Raw genomic sequence first — 26,946 nt, forward strand, 5'->3', positions numbered from 1 at the left:
ACTTCCGGCACCCCCGGGCTTCTCGGGCGTCAGGTGATCGGGAAGGTGGTGCCGATGCCCATGCCCGTGATCCACTCCGGGACCGGCTCGTAGCTCGTCCAGACCAGGGGCATGGCCGCCGCGACCTGGCCGATCAGCCAGCACCGCACCTCGTGGCTGCCCGTGCCCGCCGTGTCCTCCAGTGCCTCGTGCCCGAGGGCGGCCACCGCGTCGGCGTCCCCTGAGGACAGGCGCGACAGGAACCACTTGTCCCACTCCGCGTTCACCCGCGCGCCCGGGTCGCCGCCCATGGCGCGGACCCTCGGCTCGCGGGCCGCCGCGAAGGCGTGGACGTCCGCGCGGCCGTGGATCAGGGCCTCGCGCCGCTCCCCCGCCACCGTCGGGTCGCGGGGGTCGTTCGACGGCAGCCAGTGCGACAGCCCGCCGCTCGCCGCGATCAGGACCCGGCCCGGGAAGTCCGCCGAACGCAACGCCGCGCCCAGCGCTTGGCCCAGGGAAACGCAGCGGCGCAAGGAAGGCAGCGGCGGCGCGGCCGTGTTGACGACCAGCGGCACCATCGGCAGCGACGTCCCGCCGGTGATCATCTCGTAGCTCTGCACGATGCCGTGGTCGACCGTAAGCGAGTACGACAGCGAGAGGTCGAACCCGGCCGAGGTCAGGCCCGCGTGCAGCGGCCACGCCAGCGCGGACGCCACCGGCAGCGGACCTTCCGTGCTGCCGTAGTCCCCGAAGCCCGCCGCCTGCTCGACGCCCAGCACGAACGGCGGCATCACGTCGTAGAAGTTGCCGTGGAAGTGGTCCGGGCCGATGACGACGATCGCGTCCGGGGCCAGGTCCTCGACCGCGCGGCGGACCCGCTCGGCGTCACCGAGGAAACGGCCGCCCGGACCGTCCACCCGGGACGGGGGGAGCAGTGTCGCGAAAGGACTGTGGGACATCCCGACGAAGCCCGCGATCTCGGCCATCAGGACGGCTCCGTCCCGGTCAGCAGCCAGGTGCGGTGGACGTCGAGGAACTCGCCGACCTTCTCCCACTGCGGCCAGTGGCCGGCGTCGTCGATGACGTGCAGCCGCGCGTCCGGCAGCCAGCCGAGCAGCAGGTCGGCCTCGTCGAGGCCGCCGGTCGGGTCGTGGCTCGTCCACAGCAGCAACGTCGGTGCCGCCACCTTCGACACCCACGCCGGGTCCCACGCGAAGTCCTTGCGCACCTCCGGGTCCTGCAGCACGAGCGTGTTGGTGATCGCCCGGACGAACCCGGGCCGGGAGTAGATCCGGCGGCGCAGGTTCACCAGCTCGTCGGTGACCATCTCCTTGTGGTGGAACAGGAACTCGACGCGACGGCGGACGGTGGCGTCGCTCGGGTCGCGCACCGCCGCCATCGTGCTGTCGCGCATCCGCGCCATCACCTCGGGCTTGTTGGCGATGTTGCCCGGCGTGTTCAGCACAAGCCGGTTCACCCGGTCCGGGTAGTGCGCCGCGACCCACGCGACGACCCAGCCGCCCAGCGACTCGCCGGACAGGTGCGCCCGGTCGATGCCGAGAGTGTCCAAAAGGGACACCAGGTGCGCGGCGAGCACGTCGATCGTGTACGGCCGGTCCGGCAGGTCCGACCAGCCGTGGCCGACCATGTCGTAGACCGTGACGTGGAAGTCGCGGGCGAGCCCGGCCAAGTCCCGCGCGTACGCCTCCAGGTGCCCGCCGGTCCCGTGCAGCAGCACCAGTTCCGGCCCGGTCCCCGCCTGCAGCACCCGCGTCCGCACGGCGCCGCCGTCAAGGGGGACGTCGACGTAGCGCAGGGTGTGTTCCAGTTCGCCCAGCTCGCCCCAGATCCCCGCGTGCTCGGGGATCGGCGGGCCCGACGGCTCGACGCGGGCCTCGTCCACTGTGGTCACTTGTCCTCCCGCTTCCGGACCTCGGCCATCGTGGCGAGGCCCGCGCTCTCCCGGCGGCCCAGCCCGAACAGGCCGAGCAGCCTCGAGTTCTCGATGGTCAGGAACTCGACCGGGTGCCCGGACGAGTCGTTGTAGTGGCGGTGCCAGGTCCACGGCGGCGTGTAGACGAACGACCCGGCCGTCCAGCCGACGATCTCGACGTCGTCGCCGCTTTCGATCTCGGTGAAGCCGTCACCCGCGATCACGAAGTGCACGGTCTCGTGGTGGTGGCGCTGCATGTCCGAGCTCTCACCGGCCGGGATGACCTGCCGGAACAGCTCGAACGTCGTCGTCGGCAGGGTTCCGGCGACGCGCAGCGAGGTCGGGTTCGGCACCGAGCCGGGCGGGATCTCGACGAGGTCCTCGTCGTGCACGACGAGCGGGCGCTGCTCGCCGGGGCGCACGACGTGGGCGATGCTCGCGAGGAAGTCGCTCATCGTGAACTCGGGTCCGGACGTGGACATGGGTCTCCTCTCCCTCAGGCCGGGCATTCCGTGCGGCCGCCGTCGACCGTCAGCACCGTGCCGTTGACGTAGCCTGCCTCCGCCGAGGCCAGGAACGCGACCGCGGCCGCGACCTCGCCGGGGGCGGCGGCGCGCCCGGCCGGGATGTCGGCGAGGTCCTGGGCCATCGCCGTGGCGACGTCGATGCCCGCGGCGTCGGCCCGTCCGCGCACCACCTCCAGGCGGCGCGGCGTGAGCGTGGCGCCGACGGCGACGCAGTTGACCGTGACCCCCCGGTCGGCGTACTCGCGGGCGGCGAGCTTCACCGCGGACGTCGTCGCCGAGCGCAGCACCGTCGACGCGGCGAGCGCGGGCTGCGGCTGCCGCACCGCCGTCGACGTCGTGACGACGACCCGGCCGAACCCGCGCTCGGCCATCGCGGGCAGCGCGGCGCGCATCAGCGCGAGCGGGCCGAGGAGCAGCAGGTCGAGGTCGTGGTGCCACTGCTCGGCGGGGACGTCGAAGACGCCGCCGGGCGCCGGGCCGCCGGTGTTGGCCACGACGACGTCGAGCGAGCCGTACTGCTCGCGCACCCGGGTCACGGCGTCGGCCGCGGCGGCGGGCACGGCCAGGTCGCAGACGCGGTAGCCCACCGGGCCGCCGAGTGCCGACGCCGTCTCGGCCAGGGTCTTTTCGGTGCGCCCGGCGAGCACGACCCGGTGCCCGGTGGCGAGCAGCGCGGCCGCGGCGGCGGCGCCGATCCCGCCGGCGCCGCCGCCGACGAACGCGACCCGGGGGCCGGGGTGCTGGTTGGTCTCCATGATGTGTCCTACATTCGGTCCATGAGCGAGACCGGCCAAGGATGAGTCCCACTGCCCGGGACTCCCGATCGGACGAGGACGGGTCGGCGTCCGGCGCGCTCGAACGAGCGGCCGCCATCCTGGACGCCTTCGACGCGACCCACCGCGAGCTGCCGCTGGCCCGGCTGGTCGAGCGCTCGGGGCTGCCGCGCTCGACCGTGCACCGGACGGCGGCCCGGATGATCGAGCTGGGCTGGCTCGACAAGCCCGGGGACAAGTACCGGATCGGCACCCGGCTGTTCGAGCTGTCCGGCCTGGTCCCGGTCCGCCACGAACTGCGCGAAGCCGTGCTGCCCTACCTGCAGGACCTCTACGCGGCGGCCCGGACGACGGTGCAGCTCGGCGTCCTCGACGGCACCCAGGTGCTGGTCGTCGAGAAGATCAGCGGGCACCGTCAGCTGCCGATGCTCGACCAGGTGGGCGGCTTCATCCCGGCGCACTGCTCCGGGCTCGGCCGGGCCATCCTGGCCTGGTCGGACGCCGGAACCGTCGGCGCGGTCGTGGCGGCCGGGCTCACCCGCCGCACGCCCCGCACGATCACGACGGCCGAGGCCCTCGAGCGCGAGCTCGCCACGGTGCACGAACGCGGCTGGGCCTACGACCGCGAAGAGGGCAACGCCGGCATCAGCTGCGTCGCGGCGCCGATCTTCGACTTCACCGGCAACGTCACGGCCGCGCTGTCGGTCACCGGTCCCAGCGCGGCCGTGCTGCCGGACCGGATCGGGCCCGCCGTGCGGATGGCGGCCGCGGCGGCCAGCCGGGCGTACGCGGCCCGCCGCTGGGCGGTGGCCCGGCCCCGGCCCGAGCTGCCGTCCCAGTGACCAGGACTCCCGGTTGGCTCCCCGGCGCCGGGTGTTCCACGCTGTGGCCCACGCCGCGCCGGAGCTGCCCGGCACCGGCGCCGGACCAGGAGGACCAGGCATGCACGTCGCGATCATCGGGGCCGGGCTCGCCGGGCTCACCACGGCCAAGGTGCTGCTGCAGGCGGGCCACGACGTCGAGGTCTTCGACAAGACCCCCGACGTCGGCGGCGTGTGGAGCCGGACCCGCCGCTACCCCGGGCTCACCACGCAGAGCCCCAAGGCCCAGTACTCGTTCTCGGACTTCCCGATGCCCAAGGACTTCCCGGAGTGGCCCGGCGGGGCCCAGATCCAGCAGTACCTCGCGGCCTACGCCGACGTCTACGAGGTCACCCCGCACCTGCGCCTGGAGACCACCGTCGAGTCCGTCGTCCCCGACGGTGCCGGCTGGGTGGTGACGACGGACTCCGGCGTGCCGGAGACGTTCGACCGGGTCGTCGTCGCCAACGGCGTGTTCTGCGAACCGGCGGTCCCGGACTACCCGGGCCGCGCCGAGTTCGAGGCCGCCGGCGGGCGCGTCCTGGCCGGCAGCGAGTTCACCGACGTCGAAGAGGCGCGCGGGAAGCACGCGCTGGTCGTCGGCTACGGGAAGTCGGCCTGCGACGTGACCGTGGCGATCAGCGAGGTCGCCGAGAGCACCGACGTCATCGCCCGGCAGCTGCTGTGGAAGGTACCGCGCAAGATCGCCGGGTTCCTCAACTTCAAGATGCTGCTGCTGACCCGGATGGGCGAGGCGCTGTTCCGCTACCGGTGGCTGCGCGGGTTCGAGAAGTTCCTGCACGGCCCGGGAAACCGGCTGCGCGCCTCGATGCTGAACTCCGTCGGCTCGGTGTCGGTGCGGCAGTTCCGGTTGCGGCAGCACGATCTCCTGCCGGCCGGGCGGATGGAGGACATCGTCAAGGGCGCGATCGGCCTGGCCACCGAAGGGTTCTTCGAGGGCGTGGCCGGCGGTTCGATCCGCGTCCGCCGCGACCAGGTGATCACCCGGCTGCACGGCGGCGACCGGCCGTCCGCCGAGCTGGCCGACGGCACGGTGCTGCCCGCCGACCTGGTCGTCTGCGCGACCGGGTTCACCCAGGGCGTGCCGTTCCTGGACGAGACCGTGCAGAAGCAGCTGTTCGACGAACGCGGGAACTTCCTGCTGTACCGCCAGATCCAGCCGCTGCGAGCGCCGGGCCTGTACTTCAACGGCTACAACTCGTCGTTCTTCAGCCCGCTCAACGCCGAGATGGCGGCGCTGTGGATCGCGGCCGACCTCGCGGGCGCGCTGACGCTGCCGGACGTCGAGACGCGGCACGCGGACGTCGTCGGCCAGCTCGCGTTCCTGGACGTCGCGACCGGGGCGCACCACTGCCGTGGCACGAAGATCATCCCGTTCTCCATCCACAACGTCGACGAGGTGCTCGGCGACCTCGGCCTGCAGATCCCCCGGTTCACCCGGGCCACGCACTGGCTGAACCCGGTTTCCCCGGCGGCGTACCGAAAACTGACGCCCGAGCTGCTCGCCCGGCTCGCGACCGCCCCCGAACCCGCGGCACTCTAGGAGGATCCCGATGGACACCGCACCGAAGACCGGCCACCACGTCATCCACCCGGGTGACGGCACGAACCTCGGCGCGATCGGGCTGGGCATCCACGCCCGGCTCACCGGCGCCGACACGAACGGCGCGTACTCGCTGTTCGAGTACGTCGTGCCGCCGGGCCTCGGCGGCCCGCCGACCCACGTCCACAGCCGTGAGGACGAGCTGTTCACCTGCGTCCAGGGCCGCGTCGAGGTGGAACTGGACGGCGAGCGGCACGTCCTCGGCCAGGGCGACTCGCTGCTGATGCCGCGCGGGGTGCCGCACGTGTTCCGCAACCCGTTCGACGAGGAGACCCGGATCGTCGCCGTGGTTTCCCCGCCGGGGCTGGAGAACTACTACAAGGAGCTGAGCGAATTGCCGCCCGGGCGCGACATGAAGCTGGTCGCGCAGGTGATGACCCGCTACGGCCTCTCACTGCAGAAATGACCGACCACGAGGAGATGGTGCGCGCGATGTGCGCGGCCGTCGACGCGGGGGACGCCGAGGCGTTCGGCTCCTGGTTCGCCGAAGACGCGACGTACACCTTCGGCAACGGCGAAACCCTGTCGGGCCGCGACGCGATCGTCGCGGCCACGGCGGGCGCCGCGGGCGCGCTGCCCTGGGTCCGGCACACGGTCGACCAGGTGGCTGTTGCCGGAGAAGACCAGTTGTTCTGCCGCTTCACGATCGAGACGGCGTCCCCGGACGGCCAGCCGCTCGCCCTCCCGTGCGTCACGGTGATCTGGCTCGACGGGCCGCGGATCGTCGACTACCGCGTCCACATGGACATCTCCCCCGCTCTCGCCTGAGCCACTCGCCCGACAGTGACCTGCGTCACTTCCGCTCCCGATCCCGGAACCCGTCCGCGGGAGCGGAGAACAGCAGATGACACTGGCGGAGCGAGAGGCGGGCGATGACCCCGGAGAACCCCGAAGACGACGACGCGAGCGTGCTGGCGCGCTCCCGGGAGGAGCCGAGCCTGTTCGCGGTCATCTTCGACCGCCACGCCCGGCACATCCACCGCTACCTGGTCCGGCGGCTCGGCCCGTCGGCCGCGGACGACGTGCTCGCGGACACGTTCCTCATCGCGTTCGGCAAGCGCGCGAAGTTCGACCCGTCCCGGCCGGACGCGCGGCCGTGGCTCTACGGCATCGCCACGAACCTCGTCTCGCGCCGCCGCCGGATGGAGGTGCGCGAGCTGAAGCTCCGGCTGGCCCTCGGGCCGCCGGCGGTGGAGGACGGCCACGCCGACCGGGTCGCCGACCGCGTGTCCGCGCAGGCCCTCGGCGCGAAACTCGACCGGGCGCTGGCCTTGCTGCGCCCTCGCGAGCGGGACGTCCTGCTGCTCGTCGCCGCCGAAGGGCTTGGCTACCAGGAAGTGGCCGAAGCCCTGTCCATTCCCGTCGGCACCGTGAAGTCGCGGCTCAGCCGCGCCCGGGCCCGCGTCCGCGCCGAACTCGGCGCCGTCGACCTCGTGAAGGAGACCTCGCACCATGGATGAGCTGGACCTGATCCGCGAACGCGCGGAAGCCGTCGGCTTCGCGACGGCCGAAGACCTCGCGCCGGCCCGCGCCCGGCTCGTGGCCGCGACCCGGGCCGGACGGCCCCGCCGGTGGTTCTGGGCCGCCGGCGCCACGACGATCGGGCTGGCCGCGGCGATCACCGCCGTCGTCACCCTCGCCCCGGCCGACCGGATCGGCGTGGGCGCCGGCGTCGCGAACGCCGACCCGGTGAAGGTGCTGACCGCGGCGGCCGGCGCGGCGCTCGAGGAACCGGCCGTCGCGCCGCGCCCGGACCAGTTCCTGTACGTGAAGACGGAGTTCCCGGGCCACCAGACCCGCGAGGTCTGGCTCTCGGCGGACGGCACCCGCGACGGCTTGATCGGCGACACGAAGGTGCCCGGCTGCCGGGACGGCAAGGCGCCCATCTACGGCGCGAACGATCCGAGCAAGGAAGGCACCCTGGAGGACTGCAGTCCCTCCGCCGCCTACCGGGCGGACCTGCCGACGACGGCCGACGCGATGCTCGCCTACCTCGAAACCCACCACAGCGGCGAAAAGGGGAACACGAACGCGCTCGGCAAGGACGTGATCGCCCTGGCCGACGAGCACGCCCTCACCCCGGCCGAGTATGCAGCGCTGTTCGCGGCGGCGGCGAAGGTGCCGGGCCTGAAGGCCCTCGACCACGTCACCGACGGCGCCGGCCGCCCCGGGGTCGGCATCACCTGGCCGGTGCCGCCCGGCTCGTCGCCGAAGGCGAAACCGGTGGTGCTCGTCTTCGACGCCACCACGCACCGGTTCCTGGGCACGGACGACAGCGCGGTGGTGGTGAAGACCTTCGTCGACCAGACCGGGCAGCGTCCCTGACCGCTCGACGCCCGGCTGCGCCGGTTCCCGGCTCATGCGCCGCCTCTTAGTCGAGGCCGGTGCGGCCGGCGGCCCAGTAGGCCTTGCCCTTCACCTCACGAGGGGGCTGTGGCCACGTCCGGCTGTCGCGCCGCACTGTGTGGACCGTCGCCGCGTCGCCTGTGACGACGAGGGTGGCGGGACCCGCCGCCGCCCGCGCCAGGCGCAGCAGTTCGGCGCGGTCGTCGGTCTTCTCGACGACCTGGGCGTCGAGGCCCAGACCGGCCAAGACCTCGGTCAGCCCGGCCGGATCACGCGCCTCGAAGACGTGCGACACCTCGGCGGTCACGGTCCGCAGCGCGCAGGCGAGGGCGACGCTGGACTCGTCACCGACGAAGGTGACGGGACCGGCGGGGTCGCGCAGGTCGATCGACTTGCGCGGCCCGAACACCTCGCACGCGTCGCCGGCCGCGACCTGCCGCAGCCACTGCGCCGCCGGGCCGTCGCCGTGGGTGAAGCCGAGCAGCTCCGTCACGCCGCGCTCGGCGTCCCAGCTCACCGGCGTGTACGTGCGCAGGCTCAACGTGCCCCGCCGCGGCCGGAACTGCAGCTTCGCCCCGGGTACCCAGGTCGCCTTCCGGAAGCTGTCGGCCGCCAGCTCCACCCGCACGAAGTCGCCCGGCAGCCGGGCGACTTCGGTGACACGGGCGGTGTCCAGCCAGGCACTGCCGGCGAGATCGGCGAGGCGTTCGAGTGCGGTCATCGGGATTCCTTTCGGCCCTTGCGGCGCTACGGCGACAGTCCTAGCGTGTGCCCCGACCGTTGATCGGACTGGGGGTCCCATGCCACGCCGTCGTCGTTTCGTCCTGTCCATCGGAGCGGTGCTCGCCGCCGGAATGCTGGTCTCACCACCCGCGGACGCCGCGGCCGGCCCCACCACCCTGCCCGCGAGCCAGTACACGCTCAGCGCGAACTACCACCAGTTCGACGCCGTGAACACCGCGCTCGTCTCGACGCTGGGGACCGCCGCCGTGCACACGGTGATGGACAACGCGAACCACGACCGGACCGGCCTGCCGTCGTCGTTCGCCCCGGCCGGCCTGTCGACCGGGTTCCAGTTCGACAGCACGGACAACTCCGACTGCGCGAACTACCCGCAGGGCATCACGACCAGCCGGGACGCCGTCGGCACCGCGAACAGCGGCAACTACGACGGCCACCAGCTCGTGCTCGTCAGCTGGTACACCAAGGCCTCCTGCTCGGGCGCGCAGGAGCGCAGCCGGATCACGCTCGTCGACTGGGACGCCACCTACCCCAACAAGTACCGCAAGGTGCTGCTGGTGCAGCCGACCGGAACCGCGGCGGCGCCCGACTTCCAGGACATCCCGATCCACGCGGGCGGCGTCTCCTGGTACGGCGACTACCTGTACGTCGCCGACACCGGGCACGGCATGCGCGTGTTCGACATGCGCAAGATCCTCAAGACGAACACCGGCGGCACCGCCGACCAGATCGGCCACCAGACCGGAAGCACCTACTACGCGCACAACTACGCGTACGTCCTGCCGCAGATCGGCACCATCACGGCGAACACGACGTCCGGGACCGGCCTCTCCTGGTCGTCGATCTCGCTGGACCGGGTCAGCAAGTCGATCGTGATGGCCGAGTACACCTGCTCGTCCGGCTGCACGGACTACCCGAACCGCGCCCCGCGCGCCGTCCGCTTCCCGTTCGCCTCGGGCGCGACGACGTTCGCCGCGACGACGACCGCGAGCCAGGCTCTGCAGCTGCCCTGGTACAAGCTCAACGGCGTCGCGTCCCACAACGGGCGCTGGTGGTTCAACTCGTCCGGGGACAAGAAGCTCTACTACTGGACGTCGGCGACCGGCCCGGCCACGCACACCTGGGTCGGCAGCGGCGAAAGCATTTCGTACTGGGAGGACTCGGCCAACGCCGACCTGCTGTGGAGCCTGCAGGAGGGCGCCGGCAGCCGGAACGTCTTCGCCGTCACGCAGGCCACCTACGGCGCCTGACGTACGCTGGGCGAAACGGACAAACCAGCGTAAGAGGAGCACCAGTGACGGCGAGGCTCAAGCAGCTGCTCGTCGTGCTGCTGATCCTCCTCGGCACGGCGACCGGCGCGACCTCCTGGGACGCGCCGGTCGCCGCCGCCGGAGCATCCGCGTCCACGCAGGACACGGCGTCCGAACGGCACGCCGTCCTGCGGGTCGCCGCGACGGCGCCCCAGCTGTCCGCACCGGCCCCGAACACCTGGTGGGCGGTCCACCCGCCTTCGCTCGAATCCTCGGCACCGCAACGGGCCGGGCGTGTCCTGGACGCGCCCGGCACCCGGTCCGCCGTCTCACTTCCCACCGCGCAGTCCACCCGGGCACCGCCCGCTCGGTGAACGTTCCCCGTTCACCGTTGGCGAAGTTCGAAGTGAGGACTGCGTTGTGCCCCTTGTCGTGCTCGTTCTGCTGATCGCCGTCGTCCTGGCCGCGGTCGGCCTGCTCGTGAAGATGCTCCGGAACGACGAACCCCTGATGGGCGGGTTCGCGCTCTGCTTGCTGGTCGGCCCGGGCGCCGTACTGGCGTTCCTGCACGTGGCCCTGGACGTCTGACACCGGTGCGGGACCGGGGCTCCCGGTCCCGCACCCCGTCCTCAACCGGCGGTCTTGACGAGCGGCGCGTCCCGCGACAGCTCCCGGAATCCGACGCCGTAGTACAGGCCGCGCGCCTTCGGGTGTCCCGGTGCGCCCAGGCAGGCGACCGTCGCGTGGGTCGCCCCGGCGTCCCGCGCGCGCCGCATCCCGTGCAGGAGCATCGCCCGGGCCAGGCCCAGCCGACGGTGGCCCGGATGCGTCCCGACCGGCTCGAACTCGACGGTCTGGTTCACCTCGTCGAGCCACATGATCGCCGACGCCGCCATCGTCCCGTCCGGCGCCTCGACCAGGACGTGCAGGTCGCCGCGGTAGCCCGCGGTGCGCCGGAGGTCCCGGTAGGCCCCGACCGTGTAAGCCGAGCCGGGCCAGGCGTCGACGTGGGCCTGGACCACGGCTTCCGGCCCGGCCTCGTCGGCGGTGCGGAACCGGAACCCGGCCGGCAGCGACGGCTGTTCGACGTCGGCGAGGTCCCGTTCGTTGAGCTGGGTCCAGGATCCGGTGTCGCCGAGCGAACCCGGGTCCGTCACGTAACCGTGGGCCGCCCAGCGTTCCAAGCCGAACTCGTCGCCGGCGCACGGCAGGGCCGTGCGTTCGAGGCCCGCCGCCGTGGTGTCGTACCAGTCGATGACGTCGTCGAGGAGGCCGGCGTGCCCGGGGTGGACCTGGTGCGCCAGGCACGCCTCGGTGACGTCCTTCACCGTTCCGTCGCGGCGCCGCACCTGGTGCGGCATCCGGGCCCAGCCCCACGCCACCAGGTCGTCGCCGGAGAACCACAGCCGGCGCCGCCAGCCGGCACCGTGGGCGGTGTGCCCCTTGCCCCAGTTCCAGGCCAGCTCGCCGTACGACGTGTCGCCGTTCACCAGGTCCAGGCGGGTGGCGGTGATCCGCTGCGCGAGGCCCTGCATGAGCCGGACGTCGGCGGCGGTCAACAGCTCGGCGTTCCCCATGGTGGGCATGGTGGCAGGACGCAGCGAAACCGTCGAATCCTTTACCCGGAGGACGGATTTCAGCGGTGGACCGTCAGCCCCACGCCCGCGGCCAAGCGGTAGGGCCGAGTGTCCACAATGGCCCCCAGCAGCCGCCGCAGGCGGGAGACCTCCGCGCGCACCGTCACCAGGTGCTCGGCGTCCCCGTACAGCGCCCGGCTCAACGCCTCCGCCGAAAGACCGGCCGGGCCCGCCGCGCGCAGGAGTCCCAGGATCTCCGCGTGCCGCGGGGTCAGCGGGCGGCACCAGCCCGTGTCGCCGGAGCGCATCCGCAGCATCGGCGCCGCGCCCAGGTCGAGGTCCAGCCAGACCCGGCGCTCGGTGTCGGCCGGGCGCACGAGCCAGCCGTCGGCCAGGCGCTCGGGCAGGCACGCGCCGAGGCCCGGCACCGCCAGCACCTGTCCCTCGGCGGGCGCGGCGATCCGCTCCCCCGGCGCGATGCCGACGGCGTGGGCGACCCAGCCGTCGTCGTCGACCAGGAGGGCGGGGCCGGCCAGGACCGGTTCCGCCGTGCGGCGCAGGCGGTCGAGCCGTTGCTGGTGGTGGCGCCACAGCTCGGACTCGGCCAGCCGGCGCCCGGTCTCCACCAGCGCGCCGATCGCCGGGTGCAGGGTCAGCGCCGGGCCGCTGACGTCGATCACCCCGAGCAGCTCGCCCGTGCGCGGGTCGTGCACGGGCGAGGCCGTGCAGTACCAGGGGTGCTGGTTCTGCTCGAAGTGCTCACCGGCCAGCAGCTCCACCGGCGCGGCCTCGGCGAGCGCGGTGCCGATCGCGTTCGTGCCGACGCGGGCCTCCCGCCAGTCCGCGCCCTCGGCGAACCCCAGGGTGTCGGCCTGACGCCGGATGCGCGGCGAACCCTCGCGCCACAGGATGACGCCCTCGGCGTCGGTCACCACCAGGAGCGTGTTCGCCGTGTCGAGCACCTGCCCGAGCTCGTCGATCACGTGCCGCAGCGGCGAGGCGCGCCGGCGCCGCGCGACCTCGTCGAGCGGGACCGAGTCGCGCCGGTTGAGGCCGTCGGCGGCGAGCCCCAGGCTCAGCGCGCGCGTCCACGAACGGGACACCAGCGGCCGCGGGCGGACCCGCGGGCGGCCGCCGCCGATCACGGCTTCGTGCATCCGGACGAGGTCGCGCGCGTGCACCGGCAGGCTGGCACCGGGCGGTAGGGAGCTGTGCACGCCCATGGGCCACCTCCGCACCGTCGCGTCGGCTCACCAGCCTAGATGCGCTCGCCGGGTAGGCCAAGGGCGTGCAACGTCAAGGTCGTGCAATACGGTGCAACCCTTGCCGCGACAGTTCCCCCAGGCGTGTGATCGGGGTAACAGCCGACGCTTGGGAGTGCTCATGACACAGACGGTGGACCGGACGGCCGCGACGGACACCCCGCAGGCCCGGGTCGACGCCTGGCTCGACCGGTTCGAGACGGCCCTCGCGGCGCGCGACGTCGAAGCCGCCGCCGCGCTCTTCGCCGTCGACAGCTTCTGGCGCGACCTGGTCGCCTTCACCTGGACGATCAAGACGGTCGAAGGCCGTGACGGCGTGGCCGGCCTGCTGGAAGCCACCCTCGAGGAGGTCGCCCCGTCCGGCTTCCGCACGAGCGAGCCGCCGACCGAGGCCGGCGGCGTCACCGAGGCCTGGCTCGAGTTCGAAACCGCGACCGGCCGCGCGAAGGGCCACCTGCGGCTGAAGGACGAGGGCGCGTGGACGCTGCTGACCAGCCTGCGCGAGCTCAAGGGCTTCGAGGAGCGGCAGCGCGACCGTCGGGCGAAGGGCGTCGAACACGGGGTCGTCCGCGGCCGGACGTCCTGGGCCGAGAAGCGTGCCGAGGAAGAGGCCCGCCTCGGTTATGAGCAGCAGCCGTACGTCGTGGTCATCGGCGGCGGCCAGGGCGGGATCGCGCTCGGTGCGCGGCTGCGCCAGCTCGACGTCCCGGCGCTGGTCCTGGAGCGCAACGCGCGGGCGGGCGACTCGTGGCGCAAGCGCTACAAGAACCTCTGCCTGCACGACCCCGTCTGGTACGACCACCTCCCCTACCTGCCGTTCCCGGAGAACTGGCCGGTGTTCGCGCCGAAGGACAAGATCGCGGACTGGCTGGAGATGTACACGCAGCTGATGGAGGTGCCGTACTGGACGAGCACCGAGGTGCAGTCGGCGAAGTGGGACTCCGGCGCCCAGCAGTGGGTGGTGACCGTCGTCCGCGACGGCGAGGAGCTGACTCTGACCCCGCGGCACGTCGTGTTCGCGACCGGGATGTCCGGCAAGCCGAACCTCCCGGCGTTCCCGGGGATGGACGAGTTCGCGGGCGACCAGCACCACTCGTCGCAGCACCCCGGCCCGGACGCCTACGCGGGCAAGAAGGCGGTCGTCGTCGGGTCCAACAACTCCGCGCACGACATCTGCGCGGCGCTGTGGGAGCACGGCGCCGACGTCACGATGATCCAGCGCTCCTCGACGCACATCGTGAAGTCGGATTCGCTGATGGACCTGGGCCTGGGCGACCTGTATTCGGAACGCGCGGTCGCCGCGGGCGTCACCACCGAGAAGGCGGACATGATCTTCGCGTCGATCCCCTACCGGATCATGGCGCAGTTCCAGACCCCGGTCTACGACGCGATCCGCGAACGCGACCAGGACTTCTACGAGCGCCTCGAGAAGGCCGGTTTCCGGCACGACTGGGGTGACGACGGGTCCGGCCTGTTCATGAAGTACCTGCGGCGCGGCTCCGGCTACTACATCGACGTCGGCGCGGCCGAGCTGGTCGCCGACGGGAAGATCAAGCTGGCCCACGGCCAGGTCGACCACCTGACGCGCGACGCCGTGGTGCTGGAGGACGGCACCGAACTGGCCGCCGACCTGGTCGTCTACGCCACCGGCTACGGCTCGATGAACGGGTGGGTCGCCGACCTGGTCGGCCAGGAGACCGCGGACCGCGTCGGCAAGTGCTGGGGCCTGGGCTCGGAGACGACCAAGGACCCGGGGCCGTGGGAGGGCGAGCAGCGCAACATGTGGAAGCCCACCCAGCAGGAGGGGCTGTGGTTCCACGGCGGGAACCTGCACCAGTCGCGGCACTACTCGCTCTACCTGGCGTTGCAGCTGAAAGCGCGGTACGAGGGCATCCCGACGCCGGTGTACGGCCTGCAGGAGGTGCACCACAAGGCGTGAACCGTCCGGGCGAACCCGACGTGTTCCCGGTGTGAGGTCACGTTCCGCCGAAGACGCCGAGATCACGCAGCAGGCCCAGCTCGCCGGCCGCGGCGACCACCGAGCCCTCGAACGGTTCCTGCGGGCCACCCAGCCGCACGTCTGGCGGTACATCGCGAGTCTCAGCGACACGCAGACCGCCGACGACCTGACCCAGGAGACGTACCTGCGCGCGCTGGGCGGCCTCGGCCGGTTCCGGGCCGATTCGTCGGCCCGGACCTGGCTGTTCACCATCGCCCGGCGGGTGGTGGCCGACCACATCCGCGGCCTGCGGGCGCGGCCGCGCCAGGCGGCGCTGGACGACTGGCAGGCGGTCGCGGAAGGTGCGGCGCCGTCGGCCTTCGAGGAGCGGGTGGTGCTCGACCACCTCGTCGCCGCGCTCGAACCGGACCGCCGGGACGCCTTCGTCCTCACCCAGACCCTCGGACTGTCCTATGTGGACGCGGCCGCGGCGTGCGACTGCCCGGTGGGCACGATCCGCTCCCGGGTCGCCCGTGCCCGCGACGACCTCACCACGGCGCTCACCGTCCGCTGCGCCTAGGCTCGCCGGATGGGACGTCTCGTCACCGACACCCTCGGCTACGACGGCGGCCGGCCGGTCACGGCGTACGTCCCGGCCGCGCCGCCCGAGGCCGTCGTGTTCGCCGGTGACGGCCAGGTGATCGCCTCGTGGGGAGACGCCCTCGAGGCGGCCGGTTCCCCGCCCACGCTCATCGTCGCCGCCCACCGCCTCGACGACGAAACCCAGCGGATCCACGAGTACTCCCCGGGCAGTTTCGCCTCGGCACGGTTCGCCGCCCACGAAACGTTCTTCGTCGAGGACGTCCGCCGCTGGGCGCGTTCGCGGTTCGGCGTCGCCCTGCCCGCCGAGCGCACCGCGGTGTTCGGCGTCTCGGCCGGCGGCGAGCTCGCGCTCGCCATGGGCCTCCGCCATCCCGACGTCTACGGCACGGTCCTCTGCGCGTCCCCGGGTGGTGGGTACCAGCCACCCGCGGTGCTGCCGAAGCCGCTCCCCCGCGCGTACCTCGTCGGCGGCACGGGGGAACCGTGGTTCCTCGCGAACGCGACCCGGTGGGCCGACGCCTTGCGCGACGCGGGAGCGGACGTCGTCCTGACCGAACGGGACGGCTCGCACGGCGGCGCGTTCTGGCGGGAGGAGTTCCCGCTGATGATGGCGTGGGCGTTCAGGCCATCGCGACGAGCAGGCAGCCCATCCCGACGCTCGTGAGGATCCGGCAGGTGCCCAGGATCCGTGGTGACCGGCTGGTCGCGGCCGTGCTCTCGGCGGTGACCAGGGTCGCGCCGAGGCGGACCGTGTGCGCCGCGAAGTAGCCCGCCAGCAGCCACGCGACGATCGGCACGGCCAGGCCCGTCCCGACGCTCGCGACGGTGGTCATTTCGTGCATCCCGCTCATGTCCATGCCGGCCATGTCCGCCATGTCGTGGGCGGGCGGGATGCCGAACATCGGGGGCAGCGCGGGCATCGCGACGACCATGTACAGCATGGCCGCGCCGCCGACGACGTGGTGCAGCTCCCCCTCCAAAGCCCGCCGGCGCAGGATGCGGACGGCGAACCAGGCGGTGAAGCCGCCGAACAGCACGATCCACGCCGGGGCGGGCAGGGGGTCCATCGCCGGCTCGACCATGACCGCCATCCCGGCGCAGAGCACGAGGTGCGACGCGTGGGCCACGCCGTCGCCCCAGCCGGCGCCGGGGCCGTCACGACGGGAGAGCACCCACCGGCCGCCGTGGTAGACGGCCAGCAGGAGGAACCCGACGCCGAGCGCCAGGCGCAGCGCGAACGAGGCTGTCATCGCAGCACCTTTCCGAGAGACCGCGCATTGGTCGGACGGACGCGGGGAAAAGTTCCCGGCGATCCGCGCGGCCCGGGGTCAACCTGGCTCACCCGGATGGTTACGGTGGGTGGGACTTTTCCACCGTGAGCAGGAGGCGCCCGGAGATGCCGTCGAACGATGCCGATTCGCCGAACGCGCCGGTCGGCGTCGACCCGAGCCGGGCGAGCGTCGCGCGCGTCTACAACTACCTGCTCGGCGGCAAGGACAACTACGAGATCGACCGCAGGACGGCCGACCAGCTGTCCGCGGCGATGCCGGACGTCGTCGAGGTGGCCGTCGAGAACCGGCTGTTCCTGATCCGCGCGATCCGGTTCCTGGCCCACCAGACCGGGATCACGCAGTTCCTCGACTGTGGCTCCGGGCTGCCGACGGCGGAGAACGTCCACCAGGTCGCGCAGCGGTTCGACCGCCTGTCGAAGGTCGTCTACGTCGACAACGACCCGGTGGTGACCGCCCACGGCCGGGCGCTGCTGGAGGACAACGAGCTGACGCGCTACGTCGAGGGCGACATCTTCGACCCGCGCAGCATTCTCGACCACGAGACCGTGCGCGACCACCTCGACTGGACGCAGCCGATCGTGTTGTCACAGGTCGCGACCCTGCACCACCACAAGGGTGACCGGCACGCGCCGGCCGAGGTCATGCGCGAGTACATCGACGCGCTGCCGCCGGGCTCGCACGTGCTCATCTCGCACCTGCTGGACCCGCAGGAACCGGCGGACAGCGACGCGGCGCACCAGCTGTCGGACGCCGTCGCCCGAGGCTCGCTGGGCGGCGCAACCTGGCGCACCCACGACGAGATCACCGAGCTGTTCGACGGCCTGGACCTGATCGACCCGGGCATCGTCCCGCTCTACCAGTGGTGGCCGGACGGCCCCCGCCTGAAGCCGGTGACGGTAGCCCACCGCATCATCGCCGGCGGCGTGGGCCGCAAGCCCTGACAGCCGCGCGCATTATCGCCGGCGGTCTCGCCCTCAGTCCCTGACCCAGGCCAAACGCCGGTCGTAGCGGAACCTCGCCCGCGCAGGTTTCTCGACGCTGACCTCCCGCGCGCTTGTCACCACGGACTGCACCTCAAAGCCGGGCACAGCATCACCGCCGCCGGCCGCAGCCCCAATCCGCTCACCGCATCATCGTCTGCGGCCTCGCCCTCAAGCCCTGGCCCACGCCGAGCGCCGATAGCAACAGAACCCCGCCCGGCTGAGGTTGGCGGCGCTGACCGACCCGGCGCGCGCCGTCGCCACTGCCAGGACGCAGCCCGCGTCGGCCGCCACTCGCAGGCGGTGCCGCAGCAGCCGTGGCTGGGCGCCCCGGCCCCGGTGCGCCGGGAGGGTCGATGCGCCCCCGAGCACCGCCACTTCCCCGTGGATGGTCATGGCCGCGGCGGCGATCGGCGTCCCGTCCTCGACGACGAAGAACCGCCGTACCTGCGGGAGCCGGTGTTCCGCGGCGACGAACGCCGCGACCACCCCCTCCGCCTCGTACCCGGCCAGCAGGACGTCCACGAAGGTGTCATCGGCGTCGACGACCGACTCGGGCTCAGGCCACTCCCCGAGCCGGCGCACGGCCAGGACGCGCTCCCCCGCGCGCACCAGCCCGGCGGCCGGTGGTGCGTCGAGGTCCGTCGTGAGCACGGTCGGCTCGACGCCGTCCCACTCGGGCGCGGCCAGCAGGCCGGGCAGCGCGGACAGCGTCTCCGGCGCGACGCCGGACACCGTCGACAGGAACCCCAGCGCGGGATCGGTGGCCAGCACCGCGAGCAGCCCGTCGTGCTCCCACACGCGGAACCGGCCCGGCACCCCGGCAGCCGCGCAGGCCAGCCCGGTCCGCTGGTGCAGGGCCAGCTCCGCGGCTCGCACGTCAGACATCGTCGTGGAGGTACGCGGCCAATTCGGCCACCGTCGGGTGGTCGAAGAGGGCGGCCGCCGCGATGTCGCGGCCGGAGAGGGTGGTGATGCGGGCGCGGACCTCCAGCGTCGTCAGCGAGTCGAAGCCCAGCTCCGGGAACGGGCGGTCGTCGGTGACGGCCCGGGCGTCCGGGTGGCCGAGCACCGACGCCACCTCGGCGCGCAGCAGCTCGCGGAGTTCGCTCTCCGACGGCCGCGACGGCCACTTGCGGCCGACCACGGACGGGGGCGCTTCCGTCGCGGCGGGCGTGAACCGGACCGGGACCAGTACCGGCTCGGCGGATCCGAGCGCCGCGTCGAACAGGGTGAGGCCCTGCTCCGCGGTCAGCCCGGCGACGCCGGACGCGTGGATCCGCTGCCGGGCCGTGGCGGAGATGCGGTCGCCGAGCCCGGTGCCGACGTCCCACAACCCCCAGGCCAGCGACAGGCCCGGCAGGCCGGCCGCGCGCCTGCGGGTGGCCAGTGCGTCCAGGACGCGGTTGGCGGCCGCGTAGTTGGCCTGGCCCGCCTTGCCGAACGTCCCGGCGATGGAGGAGAACAGCACGAACGCGCTCAGCGGCAGGTGCCGGGTCGCCTCGTCCAATGCGAGGGCGGCGTCCGCCTTCGGGCCCAGCACCGTGTCGAACCGGGCGGGGGTCTGCGCGGCGAAGACACCGTCGTCGACCACGGCCGCCGAGTGCACGACGGCGGTCAGCGGCGGATCGCACGCCTCGACGAGCCGTGTCACCGCGGCGCGGTCGGCGACGTCCGCGGCGACGATCCGCACGTCGGCGCCCAGCCCGGCCAGCTCCGCGCGCAGCTCACCGGCACCGGGCGCGGCCAGGCCGCGGCGGCTCACCAGCACCAGGTGCCGGACGCCGTGGCCACGCACGAGGTGGCGCGCCAGCAACGCGCCGAGGGCCCCGGTGCCGCCGGTGACCAGCACCGTCCCGGCGGGGTCGATCGGCCGCACCTCCGACGGCGCGGCCCGCACGACCCGGAACACGTGCGGAACGCCATCGCGCACGGCGATCTGGGTTTCCCGCCCGTTCCCGGCGAACTCGGGCACCCGGTCCAGCGGAAACCCGGGTTCCAGGTCGACCATCGTCAGCTGCCCCGGGTACTCGGCGGCGGCCGAGCAGCCGAGCCCCCAGACCGCCGCCGCGGCCGGGTCGGGGTTACGGCCGGTGGCGTTCCGCGTGACCAGGGCCAGCCGGCCACCCCCGGGCAGGCGCTCCTGAAGGAGCCGGAGAGCGGCTGTGGTCGCTTCGCGGACATCGCCGGTAGCCGCCCCAGTGGCATCCCGCGAGACCGGGGTCGGGCGACCAACCTCCGGCACAGCGGCAGTAGTCGCCTCCCGAATATCACCGGCAACGGCCCCAGCGGCATCCCGCGAGACCGGGGCCAGGCGCCCACCATCGGGCAGCCGAAGAGCGGCGCTGGTCGACTCGAGGACATCGCCGGTGGCGGCCTCGATGACGGTGATCGGGCCAACCGCCGCAAAGGGGGTCACGGCCGTCCACTTCGGACGGTAGAGCATCGTGTCCCGAGGGCTTACCGGGCGGGTTACCAGGGATCGCACCTGGGCGATCGGTTCGCCGCTGGCGTCGAAGAGTTCGGCTTGCAGCGCACCGGAATCGTCGAGGACGACGTGTGCCCGGGCTCGCCGGGCTCCCGGGGTGTACAGCTCCACCCCGGTCCACAGGAACGGCAGCCTCGGCTCGGCGTCCGCGCCGCCCGTCAGCGCCACCGCGTGTACCGCGGCGTCCAGCAGGATCGGGTGCAGTCCGAACCTGCCGCCGGTGCCCGGCGGGAGTTCGACGTCGGCGAAGACCTCGCCGTCGCGCCGCCAAAGTCGTCTCACTGCTTGGAAGGCCGGCCCGTAGGAGAGAAAGCCGTACGCCTCGGTGACGTCGATCTCCGCCGCGCCGGGTGGTGGCCACTCCCCCGTCCGGCGGGCGGGGAGCGGGCCGCGTGGCCGGATCCGGCCGCTCGCGTGCCGCCGCCAGTCCTTTTCGGACGTTCGCCGGGCGTAGACGTCCAGCCGGGGGCCGTCGACGACCACCTGCAGGTGCGTGTCTTCGGCCGGGTCGAACGGCAGCGGCGCCTCCAGGACGAGTTCGTCGACGGCGTCACCCGCGTGCAGTGCGAGTTCGACGAACAGCGCGCCCGGCACCAGAGGGGTCCCGCCGACGACGTGGTCGGCCAGCCAGCCGTGGGACCGCGCGCCGAGCGAACCGCCGTGCACGACCCGCGGCGAGTCCGGGGCCTCCAGCGCCGGGCCGAGCACGGGATGGCCCAGCCCGGTCACGACCGGTGCCGACGGCTCCAGCCAGTAACGCGTCCGCTGGAACGGGTACGTCGGCAGCGGCACGGTCCGGGCGCCGCTGCCGTCGAACACCTTCCGCCAGTCGATCGGGACGCCGGCGGTGTGCAGGCCGCCGAGCGCGGCGAGCACCCCCTCGCCGGACGAAGTCGTTGCGGCAGCAGGAAATTCCGCGACGCGGGTCAGGACGGCGGCCGGGCCGAGTTCGAGGCCGACGTCGGGAGCGGCGGTGGCCAGCGCGTCGGCGAAGCGCACGGTCTGCCGGACGTGCCGCACCCAGTGCCCCGGCTCGAGAGCCCGCTCGCCGGTCAGGCTCGACACGAACGGGATCACCGGACGCTCGTGACGCAGGCCCGCCACGGCCGCCGCGAACTCGTCGAGCATCGGGTTCATCAGCGGCGAGTGGAACGCGTGGCTGACGCGCAGCCGGGTCCCGCCGCCCAGGCGCCGGGCGAGTTCCGCGGTCGCCGCCTCCTCACCGGACAGGACGACCGAGCGAGGCCCGTTGACGGCGGCGATCGCGACCTGCCCGGACAGCAGCGGCACGACCTCCTCTTCGGACGCGGACACGGCGATCATCGCGCCCCCGGCCGGCAGCGCGGCCATGAGCCGACCGCGCGCGGTCACCAGGGCCGCCGCGTCCGCCAGCGACAGGATTCCCGCGACGTGGGCGGCGGCGATCTCGCCGATCGAGTGCCCCACCACGACGTCCGGGCGCACACCCCAGGATTCGAGCAACCGGAACTGCGCGACCTCGAACGCGAACAGCGCGGCCTGCGCGTGGTCCGTGCGATCGGCCAGCTCGCCGTCGAAGGCGATGTCTCCCCCGAGCGCCTCGCAGGCCGCGCCGAAGGCGTCCGAGAACGCCGGGAAGGACCGCGCCAGCTCGCGTCCCATGCCCGCTCGCTGGGCGCCCTGCCCGGAGAACAGGAACGCCAGCCGCGCCCCGCCGCGGACTGTCCGCCCGCCGGCCCGGCCTTCGGCGACGGCTCGCAGCGCTTCCCGGTCGCCCGCGGGAATCAGCACCCGGTGCCCGGCCGCGAGACGCGTGGCGAGCGTGTAAGCCACGTCGACGCTGTCCTGCACGTCCAGGAGTCCGGCGGCGACCGCGCGCAGGGCGTTGTCGTCGGCCGCGGCGAGCAACCACGGCGCCACCGGGAAGTCCCTGCCCTCCAAGGGTTTCTCCGGCGGCTCCTCCAGCAGGACGTGGGCGTTGGTTCCGCCGATGCCGAACGCCGACACCCCGGCACGCCGTGGCCGGTCACCGGCGGGCCACGGCCGCGCCCGGTCGAGCAGCGCCACGCTCCCGGCCGACCAGTCGATCCGCGGGCTGGGGTTGTCGGCGTAACGGGAGGGCGGCAGCTGCTCGTGCTGGAGAGCGAGCACCATCTTGAGCAGCCCGGCGACCCCGGCGGCGGCCTGGGTGTGGCCGATGTTGGACTTCACCGAGCCGAGCCACAGCGGCCGGTCCCGCCCAGGCCCGTACGCGGCGATCAGGGCCTCGGCCTCGATCGGGTCGCCGAGCGGGGTCGCCGTCCCGTGGCCCTCCACCGCGTCGACGTCGGCCGGGGCCAGCCCGGCGTCGGCCAGCGCCGCGGCGACCACCGCGCGCTGGGCCCGCCCGCTCGGGGCCGTCAGCCCGTTGGACGCGCCGTCGGAGTTGACCGCGGATCCGCGCAGCAGCGCCAAAACCGGATGGCCGAGGCGCTGGGCGTCCGAAAGCCGTTCCAGCAGCACGACTCCCGCGCCCTCGGCCCACGCGGTGCCGTCGGCGTCGGCGGCGTAGGGCCGGCACCGGCCGTCCGGGGACAGCCCGCGCTGGCGGCTGAACGCGAGGAACGTCCGCGGGGTCGCCATCACCGTCGCGCCACCGGCGACGGCGAGGGAACATTCGCCCGCTCGCAAGGCTTTCGCCGCCAGGTGCAGGGCCACGAGCGAGGACGAGCATGCCGTGTCGACGGTGAGCGTCGGACCGGTCAGCCCGAAGGTGTAGGCGATCCGGCCGGACGCGACCGCGTGCGACGACCCGATGCCCAGCCACGCCTCGAGTTCGTGCGAGTCGAACCGGCTCGCGTAGTCCTCGTTCATCACCCCGACGTACACGCCGGTGTCGCTGCCGCGCAGCGCCGTGCGGTCGAGGCCGGCCCGCTCGAACAGCTCCCACGTCGTCTCGAGCAGCAGCCGCTGCTGCGGATCCGTCGCCAGCGCCTCGCGCGGCGAGATGCCGAACAGCCCGGCGTCGAAATCTCCGGCGTCGTAAAGGAAGCCGCCCCGCCGGGTCACCGACGTGCCGAGGTGGTCCGGATCGGGGTCGTAGAGCGCTTCGACGTCCCAGCCGCGGTCGGCCGGGAACTCCCCGGTCGCGTCGGCCCCGTCGCGGACCAGGCGCCACAGGTCCTCCGGCGACCGCACCCCGCCCGGGAACCGGCACGCCATCGCGACGACGGCGATCGGCTCCGCGGCCGGCACCGGCGCGGTCACCCGCGCCGCGGGCCGGGTCCCCGACGTCAGCCGCGTCAGCTCCGCGATCACCTCCCCCGGCGTCGGAAAGTCGTAGACCAGCGACGCGGGCAGGGCCACACCCGCGACTTCGGTGAGCCGGTGCCGCAGCTGCACCCCGGCCAGCGAGGTGAGCCCGAGTTCGCTGAACGGCCGGTCCCGCCACCCGTCCCCGACGTCGGTGCCGCAGAGGGCGACGACTTCCGCTCGGACGAGCGCCGCGAGATCTCCTTGCGGCGCAGGCGTTTCCGGTACGGTCAGTACCCCGCGCCGCGGCTTTCCCGACGCGGTCCGTGGGATCTCCCCGACCCGGTGGAACGCCACCGGAACCTTGTAGAGCGACAGCCGCGCCAGGCACAGCCGGCGCAGCTCGGCCGGATCGACGTCGTCTCCGGAAGGCACAACGAACGCGATCGGCACCTGGCCGACGACCTCGTCGGGGCGGCTGCCGACCAGCACGTCCCGCACCGACGGCGACTCGGCGAGCACGGCCTCGACCTCGGCCGGGTGCACGTTCTGGCCGCCGCAGACGATCACGTCGTCGATCCGGCCCTCGAGGACGAGCTCGCCGTCTTCGAGGCGGCCCGCGTCGCCGGTGCGGTACCAGCCGTCCTCGAACGGGGAGCCGGCCTGCCCGTGGTAGCCCAGCATCAACCCCGGGCCACGCACCAGGATCTCGCCGCCGTCGACGCGGATCTCGTTGCCCGGCAACGGGACGAGCCCGGTCTCCCCGGGTACCTCGACGGCGATCTTGCCGCCCGTTTCGGTGGCGCCGTAACCGTTCAGCAGCGGGACGCCGAACAGGTCGCGCACCGCGGCCCGCGCGGCCGGCCCGCACGGCGCCCCGGACGTCAGGCACAGGCGCGGCGGCACAACCGGACCGCGGATTTCCGGCCGCAGCCCCGCGTACGTGGCGGGGACCCCGGCGAGCACGCACCCGGGGTGCTCGGCGAGCAGCTCGGCCGAAAGCCGTTCGGTGAGCCGGGTGTGCGCGCCGGTCGCGATCGTCCCGAGCACCGCCAGCGAAAGCGCGTAGGCGTGGTGCAGCGGCAGGGGCCAGAGGATCGTGTCGTCGCGGGCCAGGCCGAACATCGGGACGTACCCCGCGGCGGTGGACCACAGCATCGCCCGCTGCGTCGTCAGCACGCCCTTCGGCCGGCCGGTGGTGCCTGAGGTGTAGAGCAGCCAGGCCGGGTCGTCGAGCCCGAGGTCGTCCCGCGGCGCACCGGTTCCCTGGGCCAAATCGTCTTCGACGAACACGACTCGCAGCTGCGGACGGCTCGCGGCCAGCCGCCGCGCGAGGTCGGCGTGCCGCGCCTCGGTGACCAGCAGCACCGCGCCCGAGTCGTCGGCGACGGCCGCGAGTTCCGCCTCGGTGGCCCGCACGCTCACCGGCACCCCGACCGCGGCCGCGCGCACCACGGCCAGCAGGAATTCGACGTACTCGACGCGGCTTCCGACGTGCAGCAGCACCCGGTCCCCCCGCGCCACCCCCAGCGCGGTGGCGAGCTGCCCGCTGGTCCGCGCCAGCTCCCCGTAGGTCACCTCGCGGGTGCCGTCGGAAAACGCGGGGCGTTCCCGGTCAGCGGTACCCAGCAGAATCGGCAACGGGCGCAGCAAATCTTCTCGGATCTCCCCCATCCCACCAAGATAACCATGTTTCGACGTGACGACTCTTGCAGACTTCTGTACGTAAATTTCTGAAATCGGTTCGAGTCTTGCCACCTCTTATCCGAAAGCCTACAGTCCGTTCACCAGCAGACGTACTCGAGCAGCGTGGCGAGAGGAACTGACATGGCGATCTCGCGCAGGACGTTCATCGGCTCGGCCGCGGCCGCTTCGGCCTGGGGAGCGCTTTCCCTCGCCGGTGCACCGGGAGCCTCGGGAGCCTCGGGAGCCTCCGCCGCCAGCCCGCCGGGGGACGTCGTCGGCAAGATCACCGTCGGGTACCAGGGCTGGTTCGCCTGCGCCGGTGACGGCGCGCCGATCAACGGCTGGTGGCACTGGAGCCAGGACTGGGGCCGGACGCCGTCGCCGACGAACAACGTCATCAAGGCCTGGCCGGACATGCGTGAGTACACCCGCACGTACCAAACCGCTTACAGCGCTTTCGGCAACGGCCAGCCGGCGACGCTGTTCTCGTCGTACGACCAGCAGACCGTGGACACGCATTTCCTGTGGATGCAGCAGAACGGCTGCGACACCGCCGCGCTGCAGCGCTTCAACCCCAACAGCAGCGAAGGCCCGACGCGCGACGCGATGGCCGCGAAGGTCCGCAGCGCCGCCGAATCGCACGGGCGCAAGTTCTACATCATGTACGACGCCACCGGCTGGGCGAACATGCAGGCGGAGATGAAGGCCGACTGGACGGCGAAGATGTCCGCGCACACGGCGTCATCCGCCTACGCCCGCCAGAACGGCAAACCGGTCGTCTGCATCTGGGGGTTCGGGTACAACGACGGCAACCACCCGTGGGACGCGAACACCTGCCTCGACGTCGTGAACTGGTTCAAGGGCCAGGGTTGCTACGTCATCGGAGGCGTGCCGCGGGAGTGGCGGACCAGCGACGGCGGCTCGCGGCCGGGCTTCGGCAACGTCTACCGCGCGTTCAACATGATCTCACCGTGGATGGTCGGGGCCGTCGGTGACATCGCGGGCGCCGACTGGATGTACCAGAACCTCACCGTGCCCGACCAGGCCGACTGCACCGCCCACGGCATCGACTACCAGCCGTGCGTGCTGCCCGGCGACGTCTCCGGGCGGCAGCGCGCCCACGGCGACTTCATGTGGCGCCAGTTCTACAACATGGTCCGGGCCGGCGCGCAGGGCATCTACATCTCGATGTTCGACGAATACGGTGAAGGCAACCAGATCGCGAAGACCGCGGAAAACGCTTCCATGACCCCCGCCGGCTCGGGCCTGCTCGCCCTCGACGAAGACGGGACGGCGTGCTCGTCGGACTACTACCTGCGGCTGACCGCCGACGGCGGCCGCATGCTCAAGGGCCAGCTCGCCCTGACGGCGACCCGTCCGACCCCGCCGACCCTGACCACCGGCGGCTCGACCGACCTGGCACGCGGCCGGGCCACGGCCGAAAGCAGCCACACGCAGAACTACGGCGCGGGCAACGCCGTCGACGGAAACCCGGACAGCTACTGGGAAAGCGTGAACAACGCGTTCCCCCAGTGGCTCCAGGTCGACCTCGGTGCGGCGACGGCGGTGACCCGGATCGTGGTGGCGGTGCCGCCGTCGAGCGCGTGGGGTGCCCGGACGCAGACGCTGGCGCTGTCCGGTTCCGCCGACGGCAGCACGTTCACCACCCTCGTCCCGGCGACCGGCTACGCGTTCGATCCGGCGCGGGGCAACAGCGTCACCATCACGGTCCCGGCCGGCAGCCGCCGGTTCCTGCGCCTGACCTGCACCGGCAACACCGGCTGGCCGGCCGGCCAGATCGCCCGGTTCGAGGTCTACAGCTGAGGTCGAGTGCACCGGGGTAAATCGTCGATGGTGTTTTAGGCATTTGACGCAC

Annotated in this window: 24 protein-coding genes; 14 read left to right on the forward strand and 10 right to left on the reverse strand. The window is 72.9% G+C overall.

All coding sequences use genetic code 11. The annotated features are described in order from the left end of the window. Positions 1-29 precede the first annotated feature (29 nt). Genes VA596_RS47845 through VA596_RS47860 form a run of 4 tightly spaced genes read right to left on the reverse strand, consistent with a single transcriptional unit; the run spans position 30 to position 3,194 of the window. Positions 30-965: a DODA-type extradiol aromatic ring-opening family dioxygenase gene (locus VA596_RS47845; RefSeq protein WP_323337216.1), complete on the reverse strand. Its 936-nt coding sequence runs from the start codon at positions 963-965 to the stop codon at positions 30-32. Then, complete coding sequence (locus tag VA596_RS47850) at positions 965-1,891, reverse strand: alpha/beta fold hydrolase (protein ID WP_323337219.1); 927 nt, start codon at positions 1,889-1,891, stop codon at positions 965-967. The genes VA596_RS47845 and VA596_RS47850 overlap by 1 nt, the downstream gene beginning before the upstream one ends. Further along, positions 1,888-2,394 carry a cupin domain-containing protein gene (locus tag VA596_RS47855; RefSeq protein WP_323337221.1) on the reverse strand — a complete coding sequence of 169 codons (507 nt, stop codon included), beginning with the start codon at positions 2,392-2,394 and terminating at the stop codon, positions 1,888-1,890. Before VA596_RS47855 ends, VA596_RS47850 begins: the two co-directional genes overlap by 4 nt. A 14-nt stretch (positions 2,395-2,408) precedes the next feature. After that, on the reverse strand, positions 2,409-3,194 hold the full coding sequence (locus VA596_RS47860; RefSeq protein WP_323337223.1) for an SDR family oxidoreductase: 786 nt from the start codon (positions 3,192-3,194) through the stop codon (positions 2,409-2,411). A gap of 41 nt (positions 3,195-3,235) precedes the next feature. Here VA596_RS47860 and VA596_RS47865 point away from each other — a divergent pair, with 41 nt between their 5' ends. From VA596_RS47865 to VA596_RS47890, 6 genes are all read left to right on the forward strand, one after another. Continuing rightward, a complete protein-coding gene (locus tag VA596_RS47865; RefSeq protein ID WP_323337225.1) occupies positions 3,236-4,054 on the forward strand; it encodes an IclR family transcriptional regulator in 819 nt (272 codons plus the stop codon). Positions 4,055-4,154: 100 nt separating this feature from the next. Next, positions 4,155-5,636 carry a flavin-containing monooxygenase gene (locus VA596_RS47870; RefSeq protein ID WP_323337226.1) on the forward strand — a complete coding sequence of 494 codons (1,482 nt, stop codon included), beginning with the start codon at positions 4,155-4,157 and terminating at the stop codon, positions 5,634-5,636. Positions 5,637-5,646: 10 nt separating this feature from the next. After that, on the forward strand, positions 5,647-6,102 hold the full coding sequence (locus tag VA596_RS47875; RefSeq protein WP_323337228.1) for a cupin domain-containing protein: 456 nt from the start codon (positions 5,647-5,649) through the stop codon (positions 6,100-6,102). Further along, positions 6,099-6,464, forward strand: a complete 366-nt coding sequence (locus tag VA596_RS47880; RefSeq protein ID WP_323337229.1) for a nuclear transport factor 2 family protein — start codon at positions 6,099-6,101, stop codon at positions 6,462-6,464. The genes VA596_RS47875 and VA596_RS47880 overlap by 4 nt, the downstream gene beginning before the upstream one ends. A 104-nt stretch (positions 6,465-6,568) precedes the next feature. Next, the gene (locus VA596_RS47885) at positions 6,569-7,156 is read left to right on the forward strand and encodes an RNA polymerase sigma factor (RefSeq protein ID WP_323337230.1); all 588 of its coding nucleotides are present in this window, start codon (positions 6,569-6,571) and stop codon (positions 7,154-7,156) included. Next, complete coding sequence (locus VA596_RS47890; RefSeq protein ID WP_323337231.1) at positions 7,149-8,021, forward strand: CU044_5270 family protein; 873 nt, start codon at positions 7,149-7,151, stop codon at positions 8,019-8,021. The genes VA596_RS47885 and VA596_RS47890 overlap by 8 nt, the downstream gene beginning before the upstream one ends. A 46-nt stretch (positions 8,022-8,067) precedes the next feature. On the opposite strand, the gene VA596_RS47895 is transcribed toward VA596_RS47890, so the two are convergent. After that, positions 8,068-8,763, reverse strand: coding sequence for a siderophore-interacting protein (locus tag VA596_RS47895; RefSeq protein WP_323337232.1), 696 nt, complete (start codon positions 8,761-8,763; stop codon positions 8,068-8,070). Positions 8,764-8,842: 79 nt separating this feature from the next. Between VA596_RS47895 and VA596_RS47900 the strand changes: the two genes are divergently transcribed. The 3 genes from VA596_RS47900 to VA596_RS47910 are packed head-to-tail and all read left to right on the forward strand — an operon-like array spanning position 8,843 to position 10,621. Further along, positions 8,843-10,033 (forward strand): hypothetical protein, encoded by a 1,191-nt coding sequence (locus VA596_RS47900; protein ID WP_323337234.1) that lies wholly within the window; start codon positions 8,843-8,845, stop codon positions 10,031-10,033. A gap of 44 nt (positions 10,034-10,077) precedes the next feature. Further along, positions 10,078-10,407, forward strand: a complete 330-nt coding sequence (locus VA596_RS47905) for a hypothetical protein (RefSeq protein WP_323337236.1) — start codon at positions 10,078-10,080, stop codon at positions 10,405-10,407. Positions 10,408-10,453: 46 nt separating this feature from the next. Continuing rightward, complete coding sequence (locus tag VA596_RS47910; protein ID WP_323337237.1) at positions 10,454-10,621, forward strand: hypothetical protein; 168 nt, start codon at positions 10,454-10,456, stop codon at positions 10,619-10,621. 41 nt (positions 10,622-10,662) lie between these two features. Here the strand turns inward: VA596_RS47910 and VA596_RS47915 are convergent, their stop codons facing one another. After that, positions 10,663-11,610 (reverse strand): GNAT family N-acetyltransferase, encoded by a 948-nt coding sequence (locus VA596_RS47915; RefSeq protein WP_323337239.1) that lies wholly within the window; start codon positions 11,608-11,610, stop codon positions 10,663-10,665. A 59-nt stretch (positions 11,611-11,669) separates the two neighbouring features. Beyond that, positions 11,670-12,833: a GAF domain-containing protein gene (locus tag VA596_RS47920; protein WP_323337241.1), complete on the reverse strand. Its 1,164-nt coding sequence runs from the start codon at positions 12,831-12,833 to the stop codon at positions 11,670-11,672. Positions 12,834-12,993: 160 nt separating this feature from the next. Here VA596_RS47920 and VA596_RS47925 point away from each other — a divergent pair, with 160 nt between their 5' ends. From VA596_RS47925 to VA596_RS47935, 3 genes are read left to right on the forward strand one after another with little or no spacing between them, the layout of a single operon-like run. Beyond that, on the forward strand, positions 12,994-14,811 hold the full coding sequence (locus tag VA596_RS47925; RefSeq protein ID WP_323337243.1) for a flavin-containing monooxygenase: 1,818 nt from the start codon (positions 12,994-12,996) through the stop codon (positions 14,809-14,811). A gap of 31 nt (positions 14,812-14,842) precedes the next feature. Next, the gene (locus tag VA596_RS47930; RefSeq protein ID WP_323337245.1) at positions 14,843-15,391 is read left to right on the forward strand and encodes a sigma-70 family RNA polymerase sigma factor; all 549 of its coding nucleotides are present in this window, start codon (positions 14,843-14,845) and stop codon (positions 15,389-15,391) included. 9 nt (positions 15,392-15,400) lie between these two features. Further along, the gene (locus VA596_RS47935; protein WP_323337246.1) at positions 15,401-16,078 is read left to right on the forward strand and encodes an alpha/beta hydrolase; all 678 of its coding nucleotides are present in this window, start codon (positions 15,401-15,403) and stop codon (positions 16,076-16,078) included. Here VA596_RS47935 and VA596_RS47940 read toward each other — a convergent pair. Beyond that, positions 16,035-16,664, reverse strand: coding sequence for a DUF5134 domain-containing protein (locus VA596_RS47940; RefSeq protein WP_323337248.1), 630 nt, complete (start codon positions 16,662-16,664; stop codon positions 16,035-16,037). The two genes, VA596_RS47935 and VA596_RS47940, sit on opposite strands and share 44 nt — an antisense overlap. A gap of 146 nt (positions 16,665-16,810) precedes the next feature. Here VA596_RS47940 and VA596_RS47945 point away from each other — a divergent pair, with 146 nt between their 5' ends. Then, positions 16,811-17,647 (forward strand): SAM-dependent methyltransferase, encoded by an 837-nt coding sequence (locus VA596_RS47945; protein WP_323337249.1) that lies wholly within the window; start codon positions 16,811-16,813, stop codon positions 17,645-17,647. A gap of 210 nt (positions 17,648-17,857) precedes the next feature. Here VA596_RS47945 and VA596_RS47950 read toward each other — a convergent pair whose 3' ends face one another. Both VA596_RS47950 and VA596_RS47955 read right to left on the reverse strand, forming a co-directional pair. Continuing rightward, a complete protein-coding gene (locus tag VA596_RS47950) occupies positions 17,858-18,574 on the reverse strand; it encodes a GNAT family N-acetyltransferase (protein ID WP_323337251.1) in 717 nt (238 codons plus the stop codon). Further along, positions 18,567-25,058, reverse strand: a complete 6,492-nt coding sequence (locus VA596_RS47955) for a type I polyketide synthase (protein WP_323337253.1) — start codon at positions 25,056-25,058, stop codon at positions 18,567-18,569. Before VA596_RS47955 ends, VA596_RS47950 begins: the two co-directional genes overlap by 8 nt. Positions 25,059-25,211: 153 nt before the next feature. Here VA596_RS47955 and VA596_RS47960 point away from each other — a divergent pair, with 153 nt between their 5' ends. Next, positions 25,212-26,894 (forward strand): discoidin domain-containing protein, encoded by a 1,683-nt coding sequence (locus VA596_RS47960; RefSeq protein WP_323337255.1) that lies wholly within the window; start codon positions 25,212-25,214, stop codon positions 26,892-26,894. The last annotated feature ends 52 nt before the right edge of the window (positions 26,895-26,946 follow it).

Origin of the sequence: Amycolatopsis heterodermiae, from assembly GCF_034929455.1 — a bacterium.
Taxonomy (GTDB): Bacteria; Actinomycetota; Actinomycetes; order Mycobacteriales; family Pseudonocardiaceae; genus Amycolatopsis; species Amycolatopsis heterodermiae.